This is a genomic window from Arthrobacter sp. WCS2018Hpa-7 (assembly GCF_031843805.1).
Classification (GTDB): domain Bacteria; phylum Actinomycetota; class Actinomycetes; order Actinomycetales; family Micrococcaceae; genus Arthrobacter.
In genome coordinates this window covers 379,887-396,198 of the sequence record NZ_JAVTJB010000001.1, presented here as the reverse complement: position 1 = coordinate 396,198, position 16,312 = coordinate 379,887, and the positions used below count along the sequence as shown (strand labels likewise).

At 62.9% G+C, this 16,312-nt stretch carries 16 protein-coding genes and 1 pseudogene; 7 read left to right on the top strand and 10 right to left on the bottom strand.

Annotated features, from left to right (window positions below; genetic code table 11):
- The first annotated feature begins 49 nt into the window (after nt 1–49).
- The gene (locus RQH14_RS01915) at nt 50–709 is read left to right on the top strand and encodes a helix-turn-helix domain-containing protein (RefSeq protein WP_311211646.1); all 660 of its coding nucleotides are present in this window, start codon (nt 50–52) and stop codon (nt 707–709) included.
- Between the two features lie 157 nt (nt 710–866).
- On the opposite strand, the gene RQH14_RS01910 is transcribed toward RQH14_RS01915, so the two are convergent.
- Together RQH14_RS01910 and RQH14_RS01905 are read right to left on the bottom strand one after the other, a co-directional pair.
- Nucleotides 867–2,492 (bottom strand): MFS transporter, encoded by a 1,626-nt coding sequence (locus tag RQH14_RS01910; RefSeq protein ID WP_311211645.1) that lies wholly within the window; start codon nt 2,490–2,492, stop codon nt 867–869.
- A gap of 263 nt (nt 2,493–2,755) precedes the next feature.
- Nucleotides 2,756–3,538 carry a putative protein N(5)-glutamine methyltransferase gene (locus RQH14_RS01905; RefSeq protein WP_311211644.1) on the bottom strand — a complete coding sequence of 261 codons (783 nt, stop codon included), beginning with the start codon at nt 3,536–3,538 and terminating at the stop codon, nt 2,756–2,758.
- Between the two features lie 304 nt (nt 3,539–3,842).
- Here RQH14_RS01905 and RQH14_RS01900 point away from each other — a divergent pair, with 304 nt between their 5' ends.
- Together RQH14_RS01900 and RQH14_RS01895 are read left to right on the top strand one after the other, a co-directional pair.
- Nucleotides 3,843–4,076: a hypothetical protein gene (locus RQH14_RS01900; protein ID WP_311211643.1), complete on the top strand. Its 234-nt coding sequence runs from the start codon at nt 3,843–3,845 to the stop codon at nt 4,074–4,076.
- Nucleotides 4,077–4,127: 51 nt separating this feature from the next.
- Nucleotides 4,128–4,388 (top strand): hypothetical protein, encoded by a 261-nt coding sequence (locus tag RQH14_RS01895; RefSeq protein WP_311211642.1) that lies wholly within the window; start codon nt 4,128–4,130, stop codon nt 4,386–4,388.
- Nucleotides 4,389–4,481: 93 nt separating this feature from the next.
- On the opposite strand, the gene RQH14_RS01890 is transcribed toward RQH14_RS01895, so the two are convergent.
- Nucleotides 4,482–7,061, bottom strand: coding sequence for an ATP-dependent DNA ligase (locus RQH14_RS01890; RefSeq protein ID WP_311211641.1), 2,580 nt, complete (start codon nt 7,059–7,061; stop codon nt 4,482–4,484).
- 38 nt (nt 7,062–7,099) lie between these two features.
- Between RQH14_RS01890 and RQH14_RS01885 the strand changes: the two are divergent.
- Nucleotides 7,100–7,963, top strand: a pseudogene (locus RQH14_RS01885) (Ku protein); the annotation flags it as partial.
- Nucleotides 7,964–8,070: 107 nt separating this feature from the next.
- On the opposite strand, the gene RQH14_RS01880 reads toward RQH14_RS01885, so the two are convergent.
- The gene (locus RQH14_RS01880; protein ID WP_311211639.1) at nt 8,071–8,721 is read right to left on the bottom strand and encodes a DUF6766 family protein; all 651 of its coding nucleotides are present in this window, start codon (nt 8,719–8,721) and stop codon (nt 8,071–8,073) included.
- Nucleotides 8,722–8,784: 63 nt separating this feature from the next.
- Nucleotides 8,785–9,309 carry a DUF6328 family protein gene (locus tag RQH14_RS01875; RefSeq protein WP_311211638.1) on the bottom strand — a complete coding sequence of 175 codons (525 nt, stop codon included), beginning with the start codon at nt 9,307–9,309 and terminating at the stop codon, nt 8,785–8,787.
- A gap of 116 nt (nt 9,310–9,425) precedes the next feature.
- Between RQH14_RS01875 and RQH14_RS01870 the strand changes: the two genes are divergently transcribed.
- A complete protein-coding gene (locus RQH14_RS01870; protein ID WP_311211637.1) occupies nt 9,426–9,647 on the top strand; it encodes a hypothetical protein in 222 nt (73 codons plus the stop codon).
- Nucleotides 9,648–9,758: 111 nt separating this feature from the next.
- Here the strand turns inward: RQH14_RS01870 and RQH14_RS01865 are convergent, their stop codons facing one another.
- Complete coding sequence (locus RQH14_RS01865; RefSeq protein ID WP_143711595.1) at nt 9,759–9,929, bottom strand: DUF4175 domain-containing protein; 171 nt, start codon at nt 9,927–9,929, stop codon at nt 9,759–9,761.
- Nucleotides 9,930–10,238: 309 nt separating this feature from the next.
- Between RQH14_RS01865 and RQH14_RS01860 the strand changes: the two genes are divergently transcribed.
- Entirely contained in the window at nt 10,239–10,718 is a 480-nt protein-coding gene (locus tag RQH14_RS01860; protein WP_024819119.1) for a Dps family protein, read from the top strand.
- Nucleotides 10,719–10,760: 42 nt separating this feature from the next.
- Nucleotides 10,761–11,717 (top strand): DNA topoisomerase IB, encoded by a 957-nt coding sequence (locus RQH14_RS01855; protein ID WP_311211636.1) that lies wholly within the window; start codon nt 10,761–10,763, stop codon nt 11,715–11,717.
- An 85-nt stretch (nt 11,718–11,802) separates the two neighbouring features.
- On the opposite strand, the gene RQH14_RS01850 is transcribed toward RQH14_RS01855, so the two are convergent.
- From RQH14_RS01850 to RQH14_RS01835, 4 genes are all read right to left on the bottom strand, one after another.
- On the bottom strand, nt 11,803–12,081 hold the full coding sequence (locus RQH14_RS01850; protein ID WP_017197107.1) for an HPr family phosphocarrier protein: 279 nt from the start codon (nt 12,079–12,081) through the stop codon (nt 11,803–11,805).
- A 71-nt stretch (nt 12,082–12,152) separates the two neighbouring features.
- On the bottom strand, nt 12,153–14,183 hold the full coding sequence (locus RQH14_RS01845) for a fructose-specific PTS transporter subunit EIIC (RefSeq protein ID WP_311211634.1): 2,031 nt from the start codon (nt 14,181–14,183) through the stop codon (nt 12,153–12,155).
- Complete coding sequence (locus RQH14_RS01840; protein ID WP_311211633.1) at nt 14,180–15,172, bottom strand: hexose kinase; 993 nt, start codon at nt 15,170–15,172, stop codon at nt 14,180–14,182. The genes RQH14_RS01845 and RQH14_RS01840 overlap by 4 nt, the downstream gene beginning before the upstream one ends.
- On the bottom strand, nt 15,169–15,960 hold the full coding sequence (locus tag RQH14_RS01835) for a DeoR/GlpR family DNA-binding transcription regulator (protein WP_311211632.1): 792 nt from the start codon (nt 15,958–15,960) through the stop codon (nt 15,169–15,171). Before RQH14_RS01835 ends, RQH14_RS01840 begins: the two co-directional genes overlap by 4 nt.
- Nucleotides 15,961–16,312: the final 352 nt, after the last annotated feature.

Below are 16,312 nucleotides of genomic sequence, written 5' to 3'. Positions count from 1 at the left end.
ATCACTCCTTATGCAGCAAGACTGAATTAATGCACCTATACTGCACTTCATGAGCGTTGATGACAAGAGTTCCAGCGCGGACCCGAGAATCCGGAGGACCGAACGGGCAGTCGTCGCGGCGGCCCGGGTCCTCTTCGAACGCCAGGGCTACGCCGCCACCACTATGAGCCAGATCGCACAGGAAGCCGACTGCGCCGAGCGGACCCTATTCCTGCGATTCAGCAGCAAAGCAGAGTTACTCAAACGCGTCGTCGACCAGACGTTCCGGGGCCCGGTAGATACGGGGCACCATGAATCAACAGGTCAGCGCGAAGTTGCGGCCGAACAGCCCGCTGGAGAGTCACTGGAATCCCGGCTCCGGGCATACGCTGCAGGAGTGGCTGACACCATGATCCGCACCGGGCCGCTGTTTGCCGTCGCCCGTGAAGCTGAGGCCAGTGAGCCCCTGATTGCTGCCGCTTTCGACGCCGCTCGGCGGGATACCATCGCCGCCTCGCACCGCATGTGGGAGGGCCTTGCCCGCGACGGGCTGATCAGTGCCGACGTCGACGTTGCTTGGGTGGCAGACACCACCGGGCTGCTGGCGTCCGCCGACGCCTACCTCCTCATGAGGACTGCCATCGGCTGGGACCGGATCCAGTTGGAGGAGTGGCTGCTCCGGACCTGGCTGCACTTTGCCAGCCCAAACGGACCGGGACCCGCAGCCTAAGCCGGGGACCCGCCGTCGTACGCCCTTCAGCGGTACGGCTTTTAACAGCCGTAGCCACCAACCTCAAGGAGAGCGCCTTGGGGCTGGTGGCTACGGTGGGCGGCAAGCTGCCGCGAACTATCTGAATCGCTGCGCAGAAGTTGCAGGCAAAGAGTTCCTAAGCGGGGGTCAGGTCCTTGTTGCCTTTGCCGAACACTGCGTCATCAATGGGCTGGCCGTCGAACGGCATCTCGTCCAGGTTGATGAGCGGGTTGGTGTCCTGCGTTGCTACAAGCTCGCGTGCTTCAGCCTGGGTGTCCACGCTGGGCATGGAGCCCGGCAGGGGACGCTGGGCGGATTCACGCAGGAAGTAAATGGCGATGGCGCCCACGATGGACGTGGCCATCAGGTAGTACGCCGGCATCATGTCATTGCCGGTGCCTTCGATCAGGCCCTGGACAATGAACGGGGTGGTTCCGCCGAAGATGGCCACCGAGAAGTTGTAAGCGATGCCCATTCCGCCATAACGGCTGGACGTCGGGAACAGCGCCGGCAGGGCCGAGGCCAGGTTGGCGATGTAGAACGTCACCGGGAAAGCAATCAATGCAAGGCCGGCCAGCGTGGACCAGATTTCGCCAACGCCGATCAGCATGAAGGCCGGGATGGAGAAGACAATGGTGCTGCCTGCGCCGACCCACAGCACCGGACGGCGTCCGATGCGGTCGGACAACTTACCGGTGAGCGGGATGCACACGGCCATGATCACCAGGACCGGGATGGTCAACAGGGTGCCGTGGACGGGGTCGTAGCCCTTGGAATCCGTGAGGTATGTGGGCATGTAGGAGGTCAGTGCGTAGCCAACAGTGTTGGCGGCAGCGGCCAGGATCATGGCCAGCACGATCTGGCGCCAGTAGGCCTTGACGATCCCAATGGGTCCCTTGGCGACAGCAGCATCCTGGGACGCTGCATCCTTGGCGGAGGCTTCCTGGGCGTCCAGGGTTGCCTGGAACTGCGGGGATTCCTCGATCTTGCTACGGAAGTACACGGCGATGAGGCCCAGCGGACCAGCGATCAGGAACGGAATCCTCCAGCCCCACTCCTCCATGGCGGCCTGTCCCAGCGTGAGCTGCAGGACGGAAACCAAGGCGGCGCCAAGGGCGAAGCCAATGTAGCTGCCCATGTCGAGGAAGCTGGCGAAGTACCCGCGGCGCTTATCCGGCGCGTACTCGCTGACGAAGGTTGTGGCACCGGCGTATTCGCCACCGGTGGAGAAGCCCTGGACGAGCTTCAGGATCACCAGCAACGCGGCGGCCCAGATGCCGATCTGCGCGTAGCCGGGAAGGAGACCGACGGCGAACGTACTGGCCGCCATCAGCAACAGTGTTGCTGCGAGTACCTTCTGGCGGCCTACCTTGTCGCCGAGCCAACCGAACACGATGCCACCGAGGGGGCGTGCGATGAAGGTTGCGGCGAAGGTGCCCAGAAGGAAGAGTGTTTGGACGGACTTGTCTGCTTCCGGCAGGAAGACAGGGCCCATGGTGGTGATGAGGTAGCCGAAAACACCGACGTCGTACCATTCCATGGTGTTGCCGACGATCGTGCCGCCGAGTGCTTTGCGCAGCATCGGCTTGTTCACCACGTTGACGTCGGACTCTTTGAGCCGGCGCTTCGGGCGAAGCTTCGTTTTCTTTGGTGCGTTCTTTACTGCGTTCGTGGCGGCCGGGGTTGGGCCTGCCGATACCTGGTTCCCGGTGGCGTTCCTTGCGCCATCCGGAGAGACGGTGTTGCTTTGGTCTGTGGGCATTTGGGCTTCTCCTAGGGAGGTCATTTGCTTGCGACTTCTGCTGCCCCGCTCTGGGCAGGGTTTCAATTTTACGCGTTTTGGGCCGAAAACCCGAGTTGAGATCGGATTATTGGGCTATTTGAGGGTGCAAATTGCCTAGGTGTGTTGCATCTCATTGCCCGCTCTTGCCCTGCAATCATGCGGATCCGGGCCTGTTTTTGCCCTCCGGAGCACCTTGTTACCAAATTGTTTAGCTGAGCCGACTTAACGGAGTCGATTCGGGCCTAGAAAGCTGATGAATGGGGTGAACCGAGGACCAGTGTCGCGTCGAGATCCTCGTCCGAAAGCACTGTCGGGAGCAATCCGGCCCTGGCCATGATCCCGGCCGTCCCGGACGCCTGTGTTTCCGACGTTTCCATCAACAACACCCCGCCGGGCGCCAGCCACGCAGCCGCCCCCTGCGCAACCCGACGCTGGACCGCCAAACCGTCAGCGCCGCCGTCGAACGCCACCAGCGGCTCGTGAAGCCGCGCCTCCGGTGGCATCATGCCGATGGAGTCCGTGGGAACATACGGCGCATTCGCGAGCAGCACGTCCGCCCGTCCCAGAAGTTCACGGGGGAGCGCAGCATAAAGATCGCCATGGTGGACCCTTCCGCCACGGGGCTCAACGTTGCGGCGTGCACAGTGGACCGCCGCTGGGTCGATGTCCGCGGCGTGCAGCTCGCAGCTCCCCAGAAGGTCGCTCACCGCCGCGCCCAACGCTCCGGAACCACAGCAAAGGTCGACGACGACGGCACCCGGCTTGGCGAGCATGATCGCCCGGCGCACCAGGAACTCCGTTCGACGCCGCGGGACGAACACGCCGGGTTCAACAGCCATGCGCGTCCCGCAAAACTCTGTCCAGCCCACAATGTGCTCCAGGGGCTGTCCACTGACCCTCTGTTCCACCATGCGGTTGAGCTCGTCCGGATGATTGGCGGCGTCCAGGAGGAGGCGGGCCTCGTCCTCGGCGAAGACGCAGCCCGCGGCACGAAGGGTGGTGGCTACGTCGGATCCCCGGGTCATGGTGGCCATGCTAGCCGAGGAGGAATCCCGGCGGTTGGAAGGCTGGTTGGACAGTGAATTGGAAGCAGCTGCAGGTGAGGGGTTCACAAATCTGCCGGGACTTGGTTAGGGTATGAAGCATGGGAACACTGATTTTTGAGTAGACCGGCCTCTGCCCGTGTGGCACAGCCGAGTTTCACCTGACAAAAATCCACGCCTGTTGAGGCCCTGCCTCCATGCCGTTCCCGTTCCCGACGCCTTTTTCCCGAACCGCAACGACATGGGATACGTGTCTCTTCAGGACTCAGACTTAAGGAGTCCACGAATGACTGCCAACCCTTCCGAAAACAACACCCCTGAGACCCCGACACCGGAGAGCTCAGCCCAAACTCCAGCGTCCGGCGGCATCAAGTCCAAGCTGACCGACGCCCAGAAGGCCATGCTGGCCAGCAAATCCGGGGGCGGTGCACCGGCCGGCTGGCAGAGCACCGGCAAGGGGCACAAGCCCACCTCCGCCAGCGGCAAGCAGGCTAAGACCGAGAAAAAGGTCCGCTGGTAAAACCTGCGGACAAATACACCGGAAATACAGGCACACTGGAAAGGAAGAACCATGACTGCGAATCACGATTCAGAACGCATCAATCCTGAGGTTGCAAGCCACTCGGTGGAGTCCATGGACATGGCCCCGATGCCCGAGCCGACCACCATCGCCGTTGCACTTGGCGGTGACCAGAGCCGGCAGTGGCCTGACGGTAACGGTAAACGCCGCCACCCGAAGGATCGCGACCAAGCCCACGGCCGTAGCGGCCAGGGAGCAGCTGTAACGGCGATCCACAGGACCAGCCGCCCGCAGATGCCGCACTCCTCCTAGCAACACCCGAACCACCCGAACCACCTGCGTAGCCAGCCCAACTGGGGGACAGTAAACGCCCTATTGAACCCTCAATAGAGCGTTTACTGTCCCTCAGTTGGGCTGGCTTACGTCCTCAGGGGACTTGTCCGGGCGCCACCCGCGCCACACGGGATGACGCAAACGGCCGGGCCCCGTCCATTCTCCGAAGGTCACCTCAGCTACCAGATCAGGGCTGACCCACGTGGCCCCCGCTGCATCTTCACGGGGGATGTCTGCGAACGGGGAAACCGCCGCTACCCGGGGCGTCAGGTTGTCCATGATGTCCCGCAGTTGCCAGTCCTTGAATCCGCTGCCGACCCTGCCCACATAGTGCAGTTTGTCGCCGTCCGGGATGCCCAACAACAGGGAACCGAACGTCCCGCTTCGAGCCCCCGCACCCGGACGCCAACCACCCACCACCACTTCCTGGCTTTGCTCGAGTTTGAGCTTGAGCCAGGACCTGCTGCGGCGTCCGATCACGTAACGGCTGTCGGCTTTCTTCGCCATCACGCCCTCCAGGCCCAGCTCGGCGGCGCTGGTCATCAGGTCCTCAACGTCATGGTCCAGCACTGCTGAAAGGTGAAGCGGGCAACCTTGGGGCAAGCGCTCCGCAAACCCCGAGAGTTTTTCCCGACGCTCTCGGAAAGGCAGACCGCTCAGGTCCGTGCCGTCGTCGTACAGAAGGTCGAACAGCATGAGCTGCACCGGGACCGCTGCCCGTGCCCGCTGGATGTCGGCGGTTTTGACCAGGTTCATCCGGAGTTGCAGCCGGCCAAAATCAGGCCGAGATCCTTTGCCGAGCGCCACAATTTCGCCGTCAGCCACAAAGTCGCCGTCGGGCCAGCAGGCGCGGTCCGTCAGCTCCGGGTACGTGGCCGTGAGGTCATTTCCATTACGGCTCATGAGGCGGATCCTGCCCTCGGTGCCGGTGATGATCGCCCGGATTCCATCCCATTTGAGCTCATACAGCCAGTCGTCGCCGTGGAGGTCAGCGGTGGTGCCCGAGGTAGCCAGCATGGGGGTGTAAGTCGGCATGGGTTGCGGGGCCGCCGTGGATGGAGGGGGCTGCGCCGGCCCGGACCGGGGTGCCGTGGCTTTGGCTGCAGATGCTCCGACCCGCCGCCCTCCGGGCTGCTCCTTCATCAGATGAATCAGCCAGTTCTGACCCGTATTGATGAGTGCGAACCGTTTGGTCCCGCCAAGCCCGCCGCCCGGATCGCCTGTAAGGGTGGCGATCACTTCCCTGCCGTCGCGCCACTTCTCGCAGGTGAATTCGCCGCGGTCCCAGATGCTGACCGTCCCCGCGCCGTACTCGCCCTTGGGGATGACGCCCGCGAAGTTGGCATAGTCCATGGGATGGTCTTCGGTGTGCACGGCCAGGTTGTTCCGGTCCGGAGTTTCCGGCACACCGCGGGGGAGCGCCCATGAAACCAGGACACCGTCGCGTTCCAGTCGGAAATCCAGATGGTAGCGGCGGGCGTGATGCTCCTGGATGACAAAGATGCCGCCCGGCGGCGGCGGGTCGCCGGGTTTCGGTTGCTCCGAGGAAGGGCCCCCGGTTTGCGGGGCGGCGGAAACGGCCGACGACGACGGGAACGGCTCCGGGGTCTTGCCCGGATCGCGCATCCCGACATACTTGGCGAGACGGTTCTCCACCGTCACCACGCGCTCGCGGGAGGTGCCCGAGCTGCTGCCGGTGCCCGCACGGCTTGCGGGAGCACCGTCGTCGTCCTTCTCATCTTCGCCGTGAGGCGGAAGGTGCCGCTCGGAAATCGGTGCGAAGTGGTCCTTGCCGGTCTTGACACGCTTCATCACGGCCGGAAAGTCCAAGTGCTCCAATGAGGCGGAGGTGAGCTCACGCCACGTGCGCGGCGCTGCGACGGTAGGGCGTGCCTTGCCCCGGAGTGAGTAGGGGACGATGGTGGTCTTGTTTCCACTGTTCTGGCTCCAGTCCACCAGCACCTTGCCGTGGCGGAGGGACTTTTTCATGTCGCTGACCACCAGTTCGGGGTGGTCGGACTCCAGGGCGCGGGCAAGCTCTTTGGCGAAGGCCGACACTTGCTCGGACTTCAGGGTCCCATCCAGGCCTGTGTAGAGGTGGATGCCCTTGCTGCCGCTGGTGACAGGGACCGGGTCCATGCCCATGTCCTGCAGGATGGAGCGGGCAAGCTTGGCCACCTCTACACACTCGGGCAGTCCCGCCCCGGGCCCGGGGTCAAGGTCCAGGACGAAGCGGTCGGGGCGGAGCGGCTTCCCGGAGGGATCCACTTGCCACTGCGGAACGTGGATTTCCAGCGAGGCGATCTGGGCCATCCACGTGAGCGTGGCCAGGTTGTTGACCATGGGATAAACGTTGGTGTGGTCCGAATGCTGAATGGCGGCACGGGGAATCCACCGGGGGGCGGAGTCCTCAAGGTTCTTCTGGAAGAACACCTGCCCGGGATGCTCAGCTGTGCCCACTCCGTTGACCCAACGCTTGCGGGTCACCGGCCTGTTGGCCGCAGCGGGAATGAGGAAAGGAGCGACGGCGGCATAGTACTCCAGCACTTCGGCCTTGGTGGTGCCGGTTTCCGGGTAGATGATTTTCCCCAGGTTGGTGAGGGTGAGCTCGTGGCCTTCCACGTTCACGCGCTCTTGCTGCTTGCCTGCCACCTCTTCTCCTCTGCTGTGTTGTGCTGTTGACTGGGTGCATGAGGGCCATATGGAAGGGATCCATCGCGTTCGGTCTGGTCAACGTACCAGTGAAGCTCTACAGTGCTACGGAGGATCACGATATTAGCCTGCACCAAGTCCACAATAAGGACGGCGGGCGTATTCGGTACCAGCGGAAATGCGAAATTTGCAGCGAAGTCGTGGCGTATGAGGATATCGACAAGGCTTACGAAGAAGAAGGCCGCACCGTTGTCCTGACGTCTGCGGAATTGAAGTCGCTGCCGGAGGAGAACAGCCGCGAAATTGAGGTGGTGGAGTTTATCCCCGCTGAACAGCTGGACCCCATCATGTATGAACGCAGCTATTTCCTGGAGCCGGATTCCAAGTCGCCCAAGGCCTACATGTTGCTGAGGCAGACGTTGGAGGACACGGACAGGATTGCCATTGTCCAGTACGCACTGCGGCAAAAGACCCGGTTGGGTGCGCTGAGGGTTCGCGGTGATGTGCTGCTGTTGCAGGCTTTGCTGTGGGGCGACGAAGTCCGCGAAGCTAAATTTCCCTCCCTGGAGACCGACATCAAGATTTCGAACAAGGAGCTGGAGATGTCCTCCGCCCTGGTGGAATCGATGGCTCATGACTTTGACCCCGATGAATACACCGATGACTACCAGGTCCAGTTGAAGACGTTGATCGAGGCCAAACTTGATAAGGGCGAGGCCCTGGACACTGAGGCCACGTTCGGCGTTGTTGAGGGCGAAGGTGAAGGCGGCGACGTCATCGACCTCATGGAGGCGCTCAAGCGCAGCCTGGACAAGAAGCGCGGCAAGGAAAAAGCGGACGACGACGACGCTGCCGCCGGCAAAACTGCCAGCAAGCCAAAGGCGAGGGCCAAGAAAAAGGCCTGAACCGGCGTCGTTATCTGCTTTTATCGGCTTTAGTGATTCCGCAGCATGGAAATGAGCTCGGACTTCTTCTTACCCGGCATGGTGCGGTCCTTTCCCTTAGTTGGCTAGGCACCAGTCTCGTAATGCGGCTCTGCCACTGGCTTCGACTCCGGCGAGCCTCTCTCGCGGAGATATACGGAGGCTCCCACCAGGACGGCGACGGCAAGGAACTCGCTTTGCCAGTTCTGGAAAGATTCGAACCAGAACTGGCTCGATCCGATGTACTCCCAAGTGGAGACTTCCGCCAAGCCGTGGCTGCGCTGCTCGTCGTTGTAAGCGGCCGCACCGCCCACCGCGTGCAAGGTGAAGGAGGCCAGGAACAACAGGCCCAGCAGGCCGGAGAGTGAGTGCTCATAGACCTTCAGCACCCAGCCGCCACGCCGTACCGGCCACGGGGTCTTGGCTGTCTTCTTGGCATCACGGGGGTCCTCGTCCTGGGGCGCATCCTTGTCCACCGGCTTTGATTCGGAGGAGCCCCTTTGGAACAGGAACACCGTAAGGACCACGTACATGGCCATCTGAAGGAACTCCGACTCCCAGTTCTCAAAGATCGCTTCCCAAAAGCTGCCTGACGTAAGAAATTCCGGGATGCCGGTGGCCGGCTGGCCGTGGGCCTGTTGTTCCTCGCTGTAAGTGGCCGCTCCTGAGACGATCATTCCGCCGAGGAAGACGACGAACAGGCCCGCGTTGACCAGCAACAAACCGTGGTCCTTCACCCAATGGCGCCTTTTCTCCTTGTCGGGTGTTTGAGGATCTTGAGCAGATCGCAGCATTTCCGTTCACACCTCTCGTGCGTCGCCGCCGTTGCCATTGCCGTTCCGGACGGCGCGGCGATGCAGCCATAGCGGGGTGCCCACTACAAGGAGCAGCAGCACCAGGATGATGAATCCGGCAGCCACAAGCCCGGCGGTCCGTCCAGCAGTGAAGTCGAAGACCAAAGTGGCGGAGCCAACGATCAACAAGGCCACGCCAGCCAACGCCCACTTGGTGACGACGTCGGCGCTGGACACGAGTGTGGCTTTGAGGCCCCTGCGGAACAGTCGGCGATGAACACTGACGGGAAGCACAATGAGGACGGTGGTCAGCGCTGCCACCATCACATTGAACAGGTAGAGATTCCGTTGCCAGTCGTCCAGGAGTTCGAACCGTTCCTGAAAGGGGAGCGTGAGCAGGAAGCCGCCAAGGATCTGTACCCCTGTTTGGAGAACCCGTAATTCCTGGATGAGTTCCATCCAGTTGCGGTCCATGCGTTCCTCGGTGGACTCGTTCCTGCCGATCCTGGGAGCCTGCTCCGGCTCTACCATCTGTGCACCTCCATGGTGGTTTTGGTGGACTGCGACCATGCACGGGACTACCGTCGAACTGTCAGCACTCCTCGGTCTTTGCATCGGGGCCTCATCGGATTTCCAAGGAGGACGCTATGAGCCAGGACGAACACCGGGTGGACCCGGAGAGCGAACCCGGGGGTTATGGAACGCCTACCCCCGAACAGGAAATGCCCGGTCAAGGGGATGAACGCGAGACGCCGGAACGGCCCGCGCAGGGTGCGCCTGAAGTTCCCGGCGACGAGTTTCCTACCCCAAAGGACCCTGATGCGGCCCCGCCGCCCTCGGCCACCGGGGATGCGCCGGGCCGGGAGTAGTGCAGGGCGGGGTCACGTCAGCGAGGAGGCGGGCTCGGCGCTGGGACTGGCTCGGCATGGAGAGCAGGATCGCCGGAGGCAAATGCCCCCGGCGATCGGCCCTGGCCGGGTCTATACCGTGTGTCCCCTGCGACCCGACATGAAGCTCAGCAACCAGCCAATGGCTGCGATGACGAGGAGGATGACGCCTACCCACAGCAACCAGTTAAGGGCTTGCGAGAAGCCGCCCACAAGGAGAAGAACAATTGCTACTACACCAGCAATGATCAGAAGCGTATTCATGGTCAGCACATTCCTTTCTGGGGGAATCTTTGACTAATGTCGACGGATCCCAACTATGCATTCCGATTACTTCGATTGAGTTATACCGGTACTTGGAGGCGTTCCGCCGCCTCAAAGTGCCTTTGTCGTTATTGCCTGCCGGCGGTCCTCCGGAGTGGAGTTCGCCAGTCGTGAACACTAACACTCCTCATTGTACTACTAAGCTTCCTTATGAAAGGCTTATTGAAGTCGTCACCTGATGATTGGGCAGTTGCTGCAGAAGTTTTGCGGCACGGTTTAGGCTCACATGAACGTCTATGAGAGGAACACATGAAAGCGTCACAGCAGCTTGCAGACAACCTTCAGATCGTCCTGACAGACCTTATTGAGCTACAGCTTCAAGGAAAGCAGGCGCACTGGAACATTGTGGGGCCGAACTTCCGCGACCTTCACCTCCAGCTGGACGAGCTGGTAGTGGCCACGCGCGAGTTCGCTGACGATACCGCCGAGCGCATGAGGGCCCTCCACGCACTTCCCGACGGCCGCAGTGCGACCATCGCCAAGGGCACCCGCCTGGAGGAATTCCCGGCAGGCCTGGTCAATACCAAGAACGCCGTCAAGCTGGTCACCGACCGCGTGGAACGCGCAGTCCAGACCATGCGTGATGTTCATGACGAAGTGGACGAGGAAGACCCCACGACGGCGGACCTGCTGCACGCGTTCATCTCCCGCCTTGAGCAGCTGGTGTGGATGATCAACGCCGAGATCATGAATGCCGGCGCTGCCGTGACGGACCCGGACGAGGCGTAGCCGGCAGCGGACCGGGCCGATCGCGAAAAGGGCCGAAGAACCGTGCCCAGGCTCAAGCGCACCGACCTGTCCAAGCCCGGCATCATCCGCCGCAAGGTAGGAAAAGGGTTCAGCTACCGGCACCCGGACGGGAGCCTGGTCAGCAAAGAGGATCGCCAGCGCATAAATGCGCTGGCGATCCCGCCTGCGTGGACCGATGTGTGGATCAGTCCTTTCGATAATGGACACATCCTCGCCACGGGCGTCGACGATGCAGGGCGCAGCCAGTACATCTACCACCCCACGTGGCGGGAGCGGAAGGACACCGAGAAGTTCATCCGGGCAGCCAAGCTGGGACTGGTCCTGCCGGCGATCCGGCGCAACGTCACCGTCCACCTGCAGAACACGGAAGATCCCCGGCAGCAGACCCTCGCCGCTGCAGTACGGCTGATGGACCTTGGCGCGCTTCGGGTTGGCTCCGAGGTCTATATGAAGCAAAACGGTTCTTATGGGCTCACTACGCTTCGATGCCGTCATGCACGGGTGGAAGGGCCGGACGTCTTCCTGAAGTTCCCCGGCAAAAGCGGCCAACTGTGGGACAAATCCATCCACGACCCCGCCCTGGCCGCCTTTTTGGAACCACTGGCCGAGCGCCCGGGCAAGGAACGCCTGCTTGCCTACCTCTCGGAGCGAACGTGGGTCTCCGTGGACGCGTCCATGATCAACGAATACCTGCGCGGCGTCGCAGGCGACGCATACTCCTCCAAGGATTTCCGCACGTGGAAGGGCACCGCGGCTGCGGCTCTTTGCCTGATCAAATCCGGTCACAAGGGAACTCCCCGGCAAGCGATTGTGCGGGCCATCAAGGAAGCTTCGGAGCTGCTGGGCAACACCCCGTCCGTGGCCCGCTCCTCCTACGTGGACCCCCGCATCATTGAGGCTTACCTCTCGGAAGAACTGAAAGACGTGAAGCCCACGGAGGCTTCCGTGGCGGGCTTCCTGAACGGCGAAGGCTCCTAGGCGCACCGGCCACAAAAGAGCCTGGCGACCCCCGAATCCGGGAGTCGCCAGGCTCTTTGCGCAGCGCTGAGGGGTTTGGGGCTCCCTACTCGGCGTCGTGGTCCGTTTCGAGGATTTTCACCAGGCTGTCCAGCGCGGCGTCCGCGCCTTCGCCCTCGGCGCGCAGCACTACGACATCACCGTGGGAGGCTCCCAGGCTCATGAGGGACAGGATGCTTGCGGCGTCCATGGCGTCGTCGGCGGGTTCACCTTGGCGGGCGATGGTGACGTCGAGGTCCAGGTCTCCGGCTGCCTCAGCGAAGATGGCTGCCGGGCGTGCGTGGAGGCCGACGCGGCTTGCGATGGTGGCTGTACGTTCTGGCATTGGTGCTCCTTTTGATGAAGGGTGGCGGTTATGGGAGGTGGCTTTGTGGGAAGTCTAGACCGTGTTGATGTTTAGACGCTGACGGTGGCGGGGGCGGCTTCCGCTTCCACCGGTTTCTTGACGGCAAAGCGCTTGAGGGCGATGACGGCCAGAGCGCTGACCACCATTCCGGCCACGATTGCGATGATGAACATTGGCAGGTTGCCGATGGCGAAGAAGACGAAGAAACCGCCGTGGGGGGCCTGGGAAGTTACTCCGGTGGCCATGCAGAGCGCACCGGTCAGTGCGCCGCCCACCATGCTGGCCGGGATGACGCGCAGCGGGTCGGTTGCGGCGAAGGGGATGGCGCCTTCGGAGATGAAGGAGGCACCCAGCAGCCAGGCGGCCTTGCCGTTTTCACGTTCGTTGAGGGTAAAGAGCTTCTTGTTCAGGACCGTGGCAAGGGCCATGGCCAGCGGCGGAACCATTCCTGCTGCCATCACTGTGCCCATGATCAGCCACGGCGCTTGGTTGTCGGCACTGCCCGCGGTCAAGCCGGCAACTGCGAAGGCGTAGGCAACCTTGTTGACCGGACCGCCGAGGTCGAAGCACATCATGAGGCCAAGGATGATGCCCAGAACCACTGCTGAAGCGCCACTCATGCCCGTGAGCCAGTTGTTGAGAGCCAAGGTAAGGCCGGCGATGGGTCCGCCGAGGACAAGGAACATCAAACCTGAAGCAAAGATGGAACCGAGGAGGGGGATGATCACCACGGGCATCAAGCCACGGAGCCAGCGCGGTACCTGCCAGGTGCCGATCAGGTAGGCGATGTAACCGGCCAGCAGACCGCCGATGATGCCGCCGAGGAACCCTGCGTCCATGAAGCTGGCCACGGCTCCGGCAACGAAGCCGGGGGCAATACCCGGCCGGTCGGCGATGGCGTAGGCGATGTAGCCAGCCAATGCCGGGACCAGGAAGCTCATGGACAGGTTGCCGATCTTGAACAGGACCGCACCAAGGTAGATGGAGAGCCCCCCTTCAGGCAGGTTGCCGAAGTTGTTCTCCAGCACCACCTTGTCCGCTACTTCAGTGATGTCGTAGCCGCCCAGCAGGAAGCCCAGCGCGATCAGCAGGCCACCACCGGCAACGAACGGAATCATGTAGCTGACGCCGGTGAGGAGGGCACGCTTCAGCTTCTGGCCAATGTGCTCGCCCTTCTCCTCCTCAGCACGCTCGGCCTGCTCTTCGGCGCCGGCATGGGGAACGCGGCGTGCGCGGGGGTCGTCAGCGGCTGCAAGTGCTTCCTCGACCATCTTGGTGGGCTCGTCGATGCCGCGCTTGACGGGAGCGTTGATGACCGGCTTGCCGGCGAAGCGCTCCTTGCCGCGAACATCAACGTCGACGGCAAAGATCACCGCGTCGGCTGCAGCAATCACGGCCGGGTCCAGCGGCTTGGCGCCTGAGGAACCCTGGGTCTCGACCTGCAGGTCCACGCCCATTTCCTTGGCAGCAGCAACGAGCGAGTCAGCAGCCATGTACGTGTGTGCAATACCTGTGGGGCAGGCGGTCACGGCGACGATGCGCTTTGGTGCGGCAGACGAACCGGCCGCTTCGCCGGCAGCAACAGTGCCCGCAGCGGCAGGCGCAGCCTCTGCAGGTGCAGCAGCCGGCTTGTCGGCCAGGGCGCCGTCCACGAGGTCCACAATGTCCTGCTCGGTGGCAGCCGCACGCAGTGCTGCCGTGAAGTCCTTTTTGATGAGGGACCGGGCCAGCTTGGACAGCAGCTTCAAGTGTTCCTGGTCCGCGCCATCCGGGGCGGCGATGAAGAAGATCAGGTCAGCGGGACCGTCCTTGGCGCCGAAGTCCACCTTGTGGGACAGGCGGGCCATGGCCAAGGCAGGCTCCTGGACCGCAGCAGAGCGGCAGTGCGGGATGGCGATGCCGCCGGGGACGCCGGTTGCGGTCTTCTGCTCGCGGGCGAAGGCGTCGGTAAAGAGCCCTTCAACCTCGGAAGCACGGCCGGTGGCGGCAACTTTGCCGGCCAACACGCGGATGACGTCGGCAGGGGAGTCGCCCAGGTTTTGGTCGAGGGTGACCAATTGGGTTGTGATCAGCTGGGTCACTGTGAGTCCTTCTGGAGGGCCGTGATGGTTACGGCATTGGGGGTTGTCTGGTGGACTGCCGGGACAGTGGAGCCTGGCAGGGAGGCAGCAGCGGCACCATGTGCCACGGCCTGACGAAGGCAGTCCTGCGCGGAGCCGCCTTGGGTTGCAGCCAGCAAGTAGCCGGCCAGTGCAGAGTCCCCGGCGCCTACCGTGCTGACGGCTTTGATGGGCGGATGCGTGGCCAGCCACGCTCCGTCCGCCGTCACCAGGATTGCTCCTTTGGACCCGAGTGTTGCGAGAACGGCGCCTACACCGCTGGCGACGACGGCGGCCGCGGCTTCAGCGGCTTTGGCCGGGTCTGCTTCCAGCTCGTCAGCTGTGGAGACGTTGGTGAAACCGGCGGCAGCGGCAAGCTCTGCGAGCTCTTCCGCGTTCGGCTTCAGGAGGTTCGGCTTCCCGGAGGCCTCGCCCACCAAAGACGCCGCAAGCGGCGCTCCGGAGGAATCAATGGCGATGCTGGGGGCGGCCGTTCCATCCGCATTCGACCGGAGTCGGCGAGCAATTGTGGCGTAGAAATTCGCAGGAACTCCTGGTGGGAGCGAGCCTGCGAGTACCACCCAGCTGGCGCCACGGGAGCGTTCCAGCAGCAGCCCGATCAGGGCTTCCTGCTGCTCATCGCTCAGCTCCGGGCCGGGTTCGTTGATCTTGGTGGTGACGCCGTCCGGCTCGGTAAGCGTGACATTGCTGCGCAACGCCTGGCCGATGGGCAGCGCCGCGAACGGAACGCCGCCGTCGTGCAGTCCGGAAAGGACAGGATCCGAATCCGCGCCCGGAAGCACTGCGAGGGTGTCGAGGCCGGAGGCAACGAGCGCGCGTGAAACGTTGACGCCCTTTCCGCCGGATTCCTGATGGACCGCCACAGCGCGCTGCACCTCACCGCGGGCCAGGGCGCCGGGGAGTTCCACCGTGCGGTCCAGGCTGGGGTTGGCAGTCAGGGTGACGATCATGCGATCACCACGTCAACGCCGGCGTCGGCCAAGGCCGCGGCGAGTTCCGCGGACGGTTCGCTGTCTGTAATCAAGGTGTCAACATCCTTCAATGTGGCGAACTGGACCAGCGTTTCGGAGTCCAGCTTGGAAGAGTCGGCCAGGGCCACAACGCGGCGGGCTGAGGTGACGAACGCAGCTTTGACCGCTGCTTCCTCAGGATCCGGGGTGCTGAGGCCGAAGGTTGCGTGGATGCCGTTGGCACCCACAAAGGCGATGTCCGGGCGAAGTTTGCAGGCGGCTTCCACGGTGGACTGCCCGACGGCGGCCTGCGTCAGTCCGCGGACCCGGCCGCCAAGGATCTGCAGTGCGATGCCCGGCGTGGAGGAAAGCTTGCCTGCGATGGGAATGGCGTGGGTAATCACCACGAGTTCGTCGTTTCCGTTGGCTGCGGGTGTCCGTTGTGCCAGCAAGTCCGCCAGAATTTCCGTGGTGGATCCTGCGTCCAGCAGGATACTGCCCGTCGTCAGTTCCGGGATGAGCGCGAGGGCTGCGTTGGCGATGCGAAGTTTCTCAATCTGGCGTTGCACTGCGCGCTCGAGGATGCTTTCCTCGCGGGTGCTCAGGCGGTCCGAAGGTACTGCACCGCCATGGACGCGGCGGAGGTTTCCGGAGACTTCGAGCGCCGCGAGGTCGCGGCGGATTGTCTCAGTGGTGATGCTGAAACGGTCGGCAAGGTCAGTGACGCTCACCCGTCCGCGCTCTGCGACGAGTGCGGAGATCAGTTGCTGGCGTTCTTCGGCGAACACTTGCCCTCCATTGCGGTCAACCAGGTTTTCAGGACGGCCACTTGCGTGACTGCTGTCACAACGATGTGGAATTGTTTGACTCTATCTTTGTTTAAGTTGGTAAGTCAATAGAAACCAACATAAACAAAGATCAACGGCGAACCCCGCTCCCGGGCACACCAAGGGGCATGCCGCGCTCCCTGTAGCGCGACATGCCCTGGTGCGGATCCTGACTGGGGGATTTGCCAGGATCCCGTCTGTGGAGATGGCCGGGAGCTATGTCCCGGTGTTCGGATGTGCTGAATTCGCCGTCACGTCAGGGGAACAGGCGGTTCCCCTTGTCCAGGCGGGGACGGCACCGCGGGTCCCGGCG